Genomic DNA, 10,667 nt, shown 5'->3' with positions numbered 1-10,667 from the left:
ACCCTTGCCTTGATGGTGCCTCCCATCGGACTCCTTGCCGCATGGATTTACTACAAACAAGGCCATGTCAATGTGGAGGCGGCGGCCTATGTCTGTATCGGATTCTTTGTCGGCGGCCTCATAGGCGCCAGAGTCGCTACCAGCCTGCCTAATCCCCTGTTGCAAAAGATATTCGGTGTCGTCCTTTTAGCGATCGCCCTAAGAATGATCTTTGGGAAATAGCGACGATTTGTTTTTCTTATTTGGCCGCAATCGCATCGATCTCAAGGGCGGCGCCCCGGGGCAGGGCATCTACCTGCACCGTGACCCGCGCGGGAAAGTCTCCGGAGAAGTATGATTGATACACGCCATTGACCTCGCTGAATGCGTCGAGGTTTGTCAGATAGATCGTGGTCTTCACAACCTGGCCCATCGTATAACCGGACGCTTCAATGACTGTCTTGAGGTTGTCCATGACGCGCCTCGCCTGCTCCGCGTAGGAGCCCGTAGACAATTGGCCGCTTTGAGGGTCGATAGGCAACTGTCCCGAGCAGAAGAGCATCTCTGAGACTTTGAGACTCACAGCCTGGGAATAAGGACCGATAGCGGCCGGCGCTTTGGCGGTCTCTGTGATATTCATGTCTTCCTCCTTGGCGGCTTGTTCTTTGTTGGTCGATCTGTATAACGGGACGTCCTACCTGAGACCGGTCTTTTACGGGAACATCCCGTCTCGAATGGGCGCCGCGTCCTTATTATTTTGCTTATCGTCTCCATTACCATTGCCGAGTTTATTCTCGAGCCTCCTCACCCTTTCGAGGAGCGTCGTTAGGGCAGCAGACTGGGGATCGGGCATAAAGGCCTCATCCATTTTGATCCGTTTTTCTCCTTCTACCCTGAAGACAACTTTGCCGGGAATGCCCACCACAATCGAATTGGGCGGCACGTCATTGACCACAACCGAATTGGCGCCGATTCGCGTGTTGTCGCCGATGGTGATGGGACCTAAGATCTTTGCCCCCGCCCCGACGACGACATTACTACCCACGGTGGGGTGCCTCTTCACCTTCTTCCAGGATGTCCCGCCCAATGTCACGCCGTGGTATAAAAGCACGTTGTCCCCTATTTCCGCGGTTTCGCCGACTACAACCCCCATGCCGTGATCGATAAAGAAACGCTTGCCTATTTTGGCGCCAGGATGTATTTCTATGCCTGTGAAGAACCTCCCTACATGAGACAGAAACCGTCCCATGAAGTATAGCTTCCGTTTCCAGCACCAGTGGGCGATCCGGTAAAAAAAGATAGCATGAAAACCGGGATAGCAGAAAAGCACTTCCAGCACACTCCTCGCTGCCGGATCGCGCTCAAATATAGATTGAATCTCCCGCCTGAGGCCTCTAAACACGCATCCCTTCTTCTTTCCTAATCATGAGCATGAGGTACATATCTTGACGTTTCTGTTGCGCCTCACCAAGTGTCACCTAAATCACCGCATCTCCCGCCGTCGCCTTATCCACGCCTGTAAGAAGGCCCTCGAATAGCACGGTGGAAAGATATCGTTCGCCCGAATCCGGCAGTATGACAACGATGGTTTTACCGGCATTTTCAGGTTCGCGTGCGAGCCGCGCTGCGGCCACCACCGCTGCACCGCAGGAGATACCCGCCAGTATACCTTCTTCGTTGGCAAGCCTTCGGGCCATTTCAATGGCCTCATCGTTCGTTACCTGTTCTATACGATCCACGAGACTCATGTCAAGGACTTTAGGTACGAAACCGGCCCCGATACCCTGGATCTTATGGGGGCCTGGTTTCACGGGCTGTGCATTTCTCGTCTGGGTGAGAACCGGCGAATCGGCCGGTTCTACGGCAACAGAGATCAGCTTCTTGCCTTTGGTCTTCTTGAAATAGCGGCTTACTCCAGTAATGGTGCCACCTGTACCCACGCCGGCAACGAGGATATCCACGTTTCCTTCTGTATCGTTCCAGATTTCTACGGCGGTGGTCGTCTCGTGAATCGCTGGATTGGCCGGATTCTCAAACTGTTGAGGCATGAAATATCTCGCGGGGTCACTCTTTGCAATCGCTTCCGCCTTTTCGATGGCGCCCTTCATGCCCTTCGGCCCCTCCGTAAGCACAATATTGGCGCCGAGTATTTTGAGGGTCTTTCTCCGCTCCACACTCATGGTTTCCGGCATGGTGAGGGTAACCTTATATCCACGTGCTGCTGCCACGTACGCAAGCGCAATGCCTGTGTTGCCTGAGGTGGGTTCTACGATTTCCATGCCGGCTTTCAGTTTTCCCGTCTTCTCGGCGTCCCATATCATGGCTGCGCCGATACGACATTTTACGGAATACGCTGGGTTTCTTCCTTCTATCTTTGCAAGCACCGTGGCAGATGCATCCTTGTCCACGATACGGTTCAGCCTGACAAGGGGTGTGCGCCCGATGGAATAGGAATTGTCTTCATAAATCTGTTTCATGAGAACCTCCCTCTAGGATTAACCTTGTATTATTAATTCCTACTAATAATATAGACTTTATATACATAAAAATCTTTTTTGTCAAGTTGTACAGTACGAATCTATATCATTACGAACTCAATGCGCAATCATTCACGGTCTCCATCGACTCTCAGGACCGGAAATTATGATACCGGTCAGACGGGTCTTCTTTTCCTTGATAGGCGATCAACGGGTGTACGATCCCGGTGCAACGCCCCCATCTCCGACACGAGCGCTCGAGGAATCATGGCTTTGCAATGCGATCATCCCACTCTCGCGTGTTTGAAGACCCACTGGGGCAGTGATGAAATATTATAATAATAGTTCATAGTGTGAAAACACGTTGACGAGCAAAAGGGCTGACATTTCTTTTTCACAGCATCCAGGACGTCCCTCGCGAACCTGGGCTCCCAGATTCTTCCCCAGTCCGCATCGTAGCTGATGAGATCGAAGCATGGTGAGAGGGAACCGTCCGGCCGGATGAGCGCGCCGTTCATTCCTGCCCGGCAATGCCAGGGAGAGATATGTCCCCGCATACGTTCTTTGAATGTCTGAAGGTGAGGGATAGAATTGACCATGGGCCAGCCGCGCCTCTGTCTTTCGACGAGCCAGTCGAGGAGTTCATTCACCGCTTCATATTCTTCTGGTGTGATCCAGAGGTCATTCTGTCTGTGCCTGTAGTAGTCCGTGTTCACGAAATCGTGAGGTGGTTCGTTCAAGTGGTAATCGGTGCCGATCCGGTTCTCATGGGCAATTTCTGTGAGGAGCTTCACGTCTTTGATGTTTGTTCGACAGATGTTGATATTAAGAAAAACCAGGTACCTGTATTTCTCTTTCTGCTCTACGAGATATCGGAATTGCGGCTCGATAGCCAAAAGCGCTTTTGGGAGTCCTTTCTTGGGTGCCACACAGTCGACGGCCAGATTCACTGCTGCCATATGGGCGCGCCCCATTTCATCAATGAACTCTCTGTCCAGCAGATAGCCGTTCGTTGGCAGGTAGACGAAGAAACCATTCTTGGCGGCATAGCGCGCAATTTCGAGAACAAAATCTTTACGGATGAGTGGCTCTCCTCCCATGAGTGGGAGGACCCGGCAGCCTACGGATTTGAGCCAGTCGATGGCGCTCTTTGCCGTGTTCAGGTCCATTCCAGGGCGGTCATTGTCGTACTGGTGGCAGTAGTGACAATCGATATTACATTTCCAGTCAGTGTAGAGATAACAGAGAACGGGCCTGAATTCTTCGGAATGGGCCACCGAGTATAGATACGGGATAGCCCATCGTCTTATGGCCCTGGCACCGTTGTAACACTTGTAGGTGATTTCAGCCATCATCGCCGTTTTTCACCTTTGTTATAATAGTAAATCTCGTGAGGCTTGCCTGTCAACATACTGGATGCGCAAACCTCGCAAGATAATCTTGACAAAGAATTCTGACTTTCATATCATGGATTCAAAGGAGGTGATACGCAATGACATGCGGAATGAAAGGGTGCGGCACGACAAAAGCCGCTCCAAAAAAAGCGGCCAAGAAGGCTCAGCCAAAGAAAGCGAGCAAAGCCAAAAAGTAAGATAAGGTTTCTGATGTAGGCCTATTTGGCCAGTTCCTTGATTGCGAGCACAACGCTGTCGGCGTTCCACGTAACAAGCCGGTCAGCGTTGCATCTAACTGCCTGTGATGTCTTATCGGGATCCCAGGCCTCAATGGCGATTATCGGTCTTTGAGCTGCAAATTCACGCTTCGCTATCTCGATCTCTTTGTCGGTCCACTTGTCGTATGAGGCGTCAACCCCGGCAAGGAGCACCACAACCTGTGATCGGGCAATCTGTTTTCTTATGGCCTCGTAGAGCCGGTCCTGATCTAACGCACCATGAACGGGATCATCCCGTGCCACGGCGTAAATCTTGTAGGAAAAACCGGCTGCCCCGTTCAGTAAATCTATGAGCCTCTCGTAAGCATCCGCATAAGTCCATGAGTGGCTGATAAATAGTTTGTAGGGGGCCATTTCAAACTCCTTCACTTCTTACGTGAAAAGTTAACCTTTCAATCCCAGTTCCTCTTGCCCGTACGCTTCGTCATAATAAGACACGCACGTACTACGGATTGTCTCGAGCCATGTTCGCTGAAAACCAGGCTCACATTCCACCCGTTGCGCCTTGCCCGTGTTATACCTCAACCGGGACGATCCTGCCAAGAGAGCCGGTCACGGCTACACGCAATCATGATCGTCAAACCGTTTCCAAAATAAAAACCCGATGCCTCGGAAAAATTCCGGTGCATCGGGGATGTCACAGATCATGGGCGAAACCTCGCCCTTTGATTCGCACGCTTCAACGTGAAGACGATCCGTGGACGATCGGTCTCATATCACGTTCGAGATTATAGAAATCCTGCCCCACTCGCGTATGATAATCAGGAGACAGGAACACCGAGAAAATGTTCCACTGCCATTTTCTTCGGAGAAACTACGCTATCCTGTTACTTGCTGACTTTCTCTTTCAGCTTTTTCCCCGCGGAGAACTTTACAGCCTTTCTTGCCGCAATCTTGATCTCTTTGCCGGTCTGCGGGTTTCTCCCCTTTCTGGCTTTTCTCTGGATCACAGAGAAGCTCCCGAACCCTATCACTGAAACTTTGCCGCCTTTCTTCAGTGTCGTGCCGACCGCGTCGATGACAGCCGTCAGTGCCTTGGCCGCATTCTTCTTCGGTATCTTGGCCCCTTTTGCAATTGCCGCAATCAATTCGCCTTTGTTCATACGTGCCCTCCTTAAGGTTGTTTTACTAACATGATACATGTAATTTCAGGAATTGCAACGAAATTATGAATATATTACGAAAAAAATCCACAGGGCAAACCTGTTTACCGTGAGGCCTTGGAAATCTCACTGCTGGCCGTTGCGATAGCGGATGATGAAAAATGGCAAGCCCCTCTTTCGCGGCCCTTATGCGGCTGTCATATCGTCATCTCTAAAATGTATCATCTTCTCGTCTATAGACTTCTCGCTCACAGCGCGTCTTGTGTCGTGTCAATTTATGTCCATGCGCTGTTTTCAGGACGCGCCTCGATGTCCGGTGGGACAAGGAGGCCGCGGGCGACTGAAGCAGGCGCGGTCCCGTTTTATGGCCTCATCATATCAAACCCTTAAGGAAAGAGGAAGACCTGCATCTGTCTGTAAGCGGGCAAGAATTCATGCATAGCGCTCGAGTCTTTGTCACGAGGATCAAGAACCCTCCGTCCCCTATTTCCGCCCTTGCCTTGGTCGCATCGGGCTTAAGAGAGATGAGCGCGCTATTCCATATTGTGTCCGGGATTTCATAATATGCCGGAGGCCCTATCGCATTGCGAGGCCGCCGCGCGATGACCTTAATTGCTCCCAGCATTTCTTGGTATCGAGCGTGGCCAGGACTGTATGAGGTACGGACCAGGAGAACTTCTCGTGCTCCTTCACTATGTGGTCGATCCGTTTCCTGGGCCAGTCCCGGCTAAATCCGAGCCCCAGATCTTCGTTGACTAGGATAATATGAATCTCAGTCTGGATGGGTGAGCGCTCTATGATCGTCGTAACGGCGCATATTCTCTTAGGACCCGAGCAATCATGGCACCGCCCCGAAACCGTGCAGGGAGTGGGCGCGCCGCGACGCCGGAAATGCTCCGGAGCAATTACATTTTTGACCCTTTGGAAGGCCTCGTCAAGGTCTTTGACTATTTTGTTCCTGCCGACCACTATTATTGATATGGGATGACCCCAGAACATGCCGGCAACACGATTTCCCGCTCCGTCGATATTGAGCAGGACCCCGTCCTGGGTCAGGGCGTTCGAGCCAGTCAGAAAGACATCGCCCGTTGTGGCCTCGAAAGCAGGTTTAAAAACAAAATCAAAGAACCCTTGAGCGTCTTCGATCTTTATTCCGGGATCAAAGGGGTTCACGACCGGGGTCCCTCTGCGCTTCAAGCTTGAAACGATCTCAATCTGTCTCACCGTCGAAGAATCACCGATGCAGACCGTGCTTTCAACGGGTATAAGATCGAGGATCTGTTTGCGGGCATCTTCACGGTTTTCTGCGAAGTAGCCCCGGTAAAGTCTCTTCTTAAATGCCTTAAGCGTCTTCGATATAGTTTCGTCCTTCATTTCCTTTTTCATTACACTTCTCCTCTCGCGTTCAGCATTTGAAGACATGGCGTTCAGTTCCAATTGTGATCATCCAGCTCCCTTCCAACTCATCCAACTGGCTAGCGAGGACAATCATCAGTGTACTATTGCAGTAATGAGCTGGGAAAAAGACTATATGGCGGAAGTGCATGGGAATCGAACCCACCCACGGACTTGTGGCCCGTGCACTGGTTTTGAAGACCAGGAGGCCCACCAGGACCCCGGCACTTCCGTAGAAGATAATCTATTATGTATGCATACGATTGTCAATGCGCAAGTGACAGATTCGCCTGAGTCCGACAGTAGTCTCTGAAGTTATTCACGCCCACGAAGAATTCCCGCATCATGATAACCCAGTAGTACCGTCCTTTGCTCGTGAGAGAAAGGGTATTGCCCTGTCTTTTGATACCTCCGGTCATGATAAAGAAGCAGATCTCCGGATACAGATATAACAGGGCAGAAGCGCCATGCTTTTGTGTAAGCTCGTCGAGATTGAGCTTGAGTCCGAAGAGCTTCATGAGAAAATCATAGAGAAATTTCTCTTTGAGGTTGCAATCACGTCGCGCCGCAATAGGGAGTTCCCCGCGGTCTATGCGTTGTATATAATCTTCTATGTCGAAGGTGTTGGCGTAGACGCTGCCCGACAGATAACCGATAGATCCGCTACCCAGGCCCGCATACTCGTCATAGTTGATCACATATTCATCGATCATGGCCTGGTCTCTCGAAAAGCACCATGCGGTGCTTGCGCGGTAATCCTTTTCCAGGGCGTCCGCGATCATGCGGTAAAACGTCCCTCCGCGTGCATCATCAACCACGCCGAGCCGTGTTCCCATGACGTTTTTCGTTGCCGACGATACCATGAGCGGGTAGTAGGTGACCTGGTCAAGGCTCATTGCAAGCAATACCGACAGATCGCGTGCGAGCATCTCGCGCGTCTGCGTTGGGAAATTGAAGATCATGTCCACATTGAGCGTATCGAAATATCCCTGCAGGGATTTAAGCTTCGCAGCTATTTCATCGCCGCTGCCGTACTTATGATATCGCCCCACCGCTTTCAGGAGATCATCGTCGAAGGTCTGCACACCCACGGAAAGCCGGTTCGCGCCCGCCTTTTTCAGGGCTTCCATATTCCTATCATCCAGGTGGTTGGGGTTAGTCTCCACAGATATCTCATGCACGTCGTAGATCTGCCTCACGAGTCCTACCGTCTCCACAAGCTCATCGATGAGAACCGTGGGTGTTCCTCCGCCCACGTAAAGGGCATTGAAGTCGTAACCCAGGTCCCTGTACATGAGGATCTCTTTCTTGAGCGCCTTAAAGTAGGCCCTCACCAAGTCTTCGCGGAAGACCACTCGATGGAACGAGCAATAGGGGCAGAGTTCCTCGCAGAAGGGCACATGTACATACATGAGCAGGGGAACCTCGTTCGCCCCCTTTTCAGGCAGGGCATAGGAGGCATGGGGGGAAAATTTGAGATAGTTCTCATTTTTCTTCCGCGCCATGTGGCCGATGAATCTTTCAATCAACATATAAGATGGCTCCCGTCCGACCAGAGAATGTTACGGTCAACGGGTAAAAAAATCAAGAGGTATTGTTTTAAGCGCTTTGGCTCTTCGCCCGAGCTGCGTGGCTTTCGCTCCATGCCCGCGGGCAGGTTATCATAACTCACAGATGGGCCTCGTGTGGTTTTCCCCAAACAGAGAAAAATGTTGACTCGTGAGGCAAAGCCATATAAAACATGGCATGTTTTTGGCGAAGAGCTTATGAAGTTATACGCGTCGCTTGTCGTTTTCTTTCTCGTTGCATGTGCGAGCGGATCAACCTCCCCTGCTCAGGTCGCCCGTGTTGCGGCCCAGGGGATTGCTACCGAGCCTGCGACAACGGCAAGCGAAAAGACGGCAGGAGCTTCAGGTAGGCAAGGTCAGCACGCCCTTATCCACGTGAGGACCAAATACAGGGTCGATTTTTCGGGAACCGTCACACAGGTGGACCCCGAGTCACATATCATATCGATTAGTGCACATGGAAAAACCATCACTTTCGACATGACGAGTCCCACGCTTGCCGGTTACAACAGCATTCGGGACATAAAAAAGGGGGACGCGATTTCCGTGGCGTACACATCCTCCGGCATAGAGATAAGAAAAGGCTCTTATTCATCCGCACGTACGGAGGCGGGAGCCCCCATGGAAGAAAAGCCTGCCCCGCGTGAGCACAAGATCGCTACGGCCGAACCTGCGAAGCCCCGAAACCACATTGTTCCGGCACGCTTTAAAGACAAACCCCGGCCGACAAACTTTCAGGACCTCGACAACAACAAAGACGGTAAGTTGAGTCCCGTGGAACTCTGCGTCATGTACCCGGATCTGACCATGGAGAAGTTCAGGCAATACGATAGGAACTGCGACGGCTATCTCGACGAGTCGGAGTATCGGGCGATGAAGCGGTCACGACCGTAACGTGTCGGACCCGTGAATCGGCGGGTTAAAGCGGCGCACGGCTAGCGTCACAATCCCCTGCAAAAAAAGTTTTTGCCTTAATGTCCGAAATGTTTTTGAAAGGTCTTCTCGAGGACCTTTTCGATGTCTACCCGAAATTTTTCGTAACTCTTCAAGAACTTCTTCCCTGAAGGTGTTATCTGCGAACCGCCGCCTGCTACACCTCCGACTTTTCGATCAATCAGTGCGAAGCCGAGTTTCTTCTCGGCGTTCTGAAGCATGATCCAGGCCTTTCGATACGATATGCCGAGATCGATAGCAGCCTGATGGAGGGAACCGGCCTTTTCTATCTGCCTGAGTATCCTGTACGGGCCTTCGCCGAATGCCTTTCCGTTGTTATCAAGCCAGACCTTATAGGCAATTCTCATATGCGCTCTCCCGTCTTAATGAATTATATTGTATTCTCCATTATTCCGCAAGTTTGTGCACGCACCCGGAGAAACATTCCCTGACCATTCGCTTCGTTCCCTATAGTGAACACAGTATTGTAGCAAACAAATCAGTAAAAAAATAAATCTGTGCATGCTCGTTTTCTCCTATGAACAAATATGAGGATACTTTTTTTCTTGACATGCGCTATTCCCGATAGTATATAATGCTCGTTATTCCCAATTGTATATAAGGAGGCTCCGGTGTCCAAACATCTTCTGAAGAACGCAATTCAAGCGCTGCTCACGATCATATGTCTTCTTTCCTCAACTCTCGGTTTGTGGGCACAAGAAACCCAGGCACCGGCAACAAAGGAGCGGCACATCTTCACCCTCGGCGAAATAGAGGTGAAAGATAGCAGCGAGCTAAATAAGAACGTAACGGTTGATACGATTAACGGGGAGCAGATACGCGAGTTCAACGCGAACAGACTCCCGAATGCATTAGATCTCATCCCCGGAGTAACGGTTACAGGCGGAGGAAGGAGGAACGAGAAAGGCATCTTCGTGCGCGGGTTCAGTACCTCAAGGGTGCCTGTTTTTCTCGATGGTATTCCTATCTACGTTCCCTATGACAGGACCTTCGATTTCGATCGCTTTACCACGTTTGATCTTTCTGAAATCGTAGTTTCTAAGGGGTTTACGTCGGTTCTCTATGGTCCCAATACCATGGGAGGGGCAATCAATATGGTATCAAGAAAACCGGTAAAATCCTTTGAAGGGGACGTTGGAGCCGGGTATGGATCAGGAGATACCTATTATGGATATACCAATGTGGGGACAAACCAGAAGAAATGGTATCTTGAGGCAGGCGCTTCCGATTACAATCGTGACTATTATCCGATGTCCAATAAGTTTGACCCCACGTCGATACAGGCCAGAGGTCAGAGGATAGAGTCATATTCAAAAGACTATAAGGTGAATTTTAAGGTGGGGTTTACCCCTGCAGAAGGTCACGAGTACGCGCTCGGTTATATCCAACAACACGGTGAAAAGGGAGATCCTCCCGATGTGCGGTCAGCCTCAGCCGGCGGCGATACGAAATATTGGCTCTGGCCAAGATGGGATAAGACGACAACTTATCTCACAACGGACACGCCCATCATGGATAA

General features: G+C 50.9%; 12 protein-coding genes and 1 tRNA gene. 3 read left to right on the top strand and 10 right to left on the bottom strand.

Features of this window, described 5'->3' with window-relative positions; genetic code table 11:
• The coding region (locus VMT62_06800) for a TSUP family transporter (protein HVN96120.1) at positions 1–222 on the top strand (222 nt) is incomplete at its 5' end.
• A 16-nt stretch (positions 223–238) separates the two neighbouring features.
• Here VMT62_06800 and VMT62_06795 read toward each other — a convergent pair.
• From VMT62_06795 to VMT62_06755, 9 genes are all read right to left on the bottom strand, one after another.
• Positions 239–619 carry a Rid family detoxifying hydrolase gene (locus VMT62_06795; GenBank protein HVN96119.1) on the bottom strand — a complete coding sequence of 127 codons (381 nt, stop codon included), beginning with the start codon at positions 617–619 and terminating at the stop codon, positions 239–241.
• Positions 620–691: 72 nt separating this feature from the next.
• Positions 692–1,381, bottom strand: coding sequence for a serine O-acetyltransferase (cysE, locus tag VMT62_06790; protein ID HVN96118.1), 690 nt, complete (start codon positions 1,379–1,381; stop codon positions 692–694).
• 76 nt (positions 1,382–1,457) lie between these two features.
• The gene (gene cysK, locus VMT62_06785) at positions 1,458–2,456 is read right to left on the bottom strand and encodes a cysteine synthase A (GenBank protein HVN96117.1); all 999 of its coding nucleotides are present in this window, start codon (positions 2,454–2,456) and stop codon (positions 1,458–1,460) included.
• Positions 2,457–2,740: 284 nt separating this feature from the next.
• Positions 2,741–3,811, bottom strand: coding sequence for a radical SAM protein (locus VMT62_06780; protein ID HVN96116.1), 1,071 nt, complete (start codon positions 3,809–3,811; stop codon positions 2,741–2,743).
• Between the two features lie 257 nt (positions 3,812–4,068).
• Positions 4,069–4,482, bottom strand: a complete 414-nt coding sequence (locus VMT62_06775) for a TIR domain-containing protein (protein HVN96115.1) — start codon at positions 4,480–4,482, stop codon at positions 4,069–4,071.
• A gap of 473 nt (positions 4,483–4,955) precedes the next feature.
• A complete protein-coding gene (locus VMT62_06770) occupies positions 4,956–5,231 on the bottom strand; it encodes an HU family DNA-binding protein (GenBank protein ID HVN96114.1) in 276 nt (91 codons plus the stop codon).
• Positions 5,232–5,807: 576 nt separating this feature from the next.
• On the bottom strand, positions 5,808–6,617 hold the full coding sequence (locus tag VMT62_06765; protein HVN96113.1) for a lactate utilization protein: 810 nt from the start codon (positions 6,615–6,617) through the stop codon (positions 5,808–5,810).
• 146 nt (positions 6,618–6,763) lie between these two features.
• Positions 6,764–6,858: transfer RNA gene (locus VMT62_06760), tRNA-Sec, on the bottom strand.
• 34 nt (positions 6,859–6,892) lie between these two features.
• A complete protein-coding gene (locus tag VMT62_06755; protein ID HVN96112.1) occupies positions 6,893–8,158 on the bottom strand; it encodes a coproporphyrinogen III oxidase family protein in 1,266 nt (421 codons plus the stop codon).
• Between the two features lie 234 nt (positions 8,159–8,392).
• On the opposite strand from VMT62_06755, the gene VMT62_06750 reads away from it, so the two are divergent.
• Positions 8,393–9,088, top strand: a complete 696-nt coding sequence (locus VMT62_06750; GenBank protein ID HVN96111.1) for a hypothetical protein — start codon at positions 8,393–8,395, stop codon at positions 9,086–9,088.
• A 77-nt stretch (positions 9,089–9,165) separates the two neighbouring features.
• On the opposite strand, the gene VMT62_06745 is transcribed toward VMT62_06750, so the two are convergent.
• Entirely contained in the window at positions 9,166–9,495 is a 330-nt protein-coding gene (locus tag VMT62_06745; GenBank protein ID HVN96110.1) for a LysR family transcriptional regulator, read from the bottom strand.
• A gap of 264 nt (positions 9,496–9,759) precedes the next feature.
• On the opposite strand from VMT62_06745, the gene VMT62_06740 reads away from it, so the two are divergent.
• Positions 9,760–10,667 (top strand): TonB-dependent receptor plug domain-containing protein (locus VMT62_06740; protein ID HVN96109.1); only part of this gene is annotated, 908 nt, incomplete at its 3' end.

It is taken from the genome of Syntrophorhabdaceae bacterium (genome assembly GCA_035541755.1).
Taxonomy (GTDB): domain Bacteria; phylum Desulfobacterota; class Syntrophorhabdia; order Syntrophorhabdales; family Syntrophorhabdaceae; genus PNOF01.
Note: the sequence above shows the minus strand (reverse complement) of the source record. Positions and strands in the feature narration are given on the sequence as shown.

Excerpts from the sequence above, each read along its gene's own strand:
- VMT62_06795 (HVN96119.1), bottom strand. The coding sequence starts at position 619 with ATGAATATCACAGAGACCGCCAAAGCGCCGGCCGCTATCGGTCCTTAT.
- cysK (HVN96117.1), bottom strand. The coding sequence starts at position 2,456 with ATGAAACAGATTTATGAAGACAATTCCTATTCCATCGGGCGCACACCC.
- VMT62_06780 (HVN96116.1), bottom strand. The coding sequence starts at position 3,811 with ATGATGGCTGAAATCACCTACAAGTGTTACAACGGTGCCAGGGCCATA.
- VMT62_06775 (HVN96115.1), bottom strand. The coding sequence starts at position 4,482 with ATGGCCCCCTACAAACTATTTATCAGCCACTCATGGACTTATGCGGAT.
- VMT62_06770 (HVN96114.1), bottom strand. The coding sequence starts at position 5,231 with ATGAACAAAGGCGAATTGATTGCGGCAATTGCAAAAGGGGCCAAGATA.
- VMT62_06765 (HVN96113.1), bottom strand. The coding sequence starts at position 6,617 with ATGAAAAAGGAAATGAAGGACGAAACTATATCGAAGACGCTTAAGGCA.
- VMT62_06755 (HVN96112.1), bottom strand. The coding sequence starts at position 8,158 with ATGTTGATTGAAAGATTCATCGGCCACATGGCGCGGAAGAAAAATGAG.
- VMT62_06750 (HVN96111.1), top strand. The coding sequence starts at position 8,393 with ATGAAGTTATACGCGTCGCTTGTCGTTTTCTTTCTCGTTGCATGTGCG.
- VMT62_06745 (HVN96110.1), bottom strand. The coding sequence starts at position 9,495 with ATGAGAATTGCCTATAAGGTCTGGCTTGATAACAACGGAAAGGCATTC.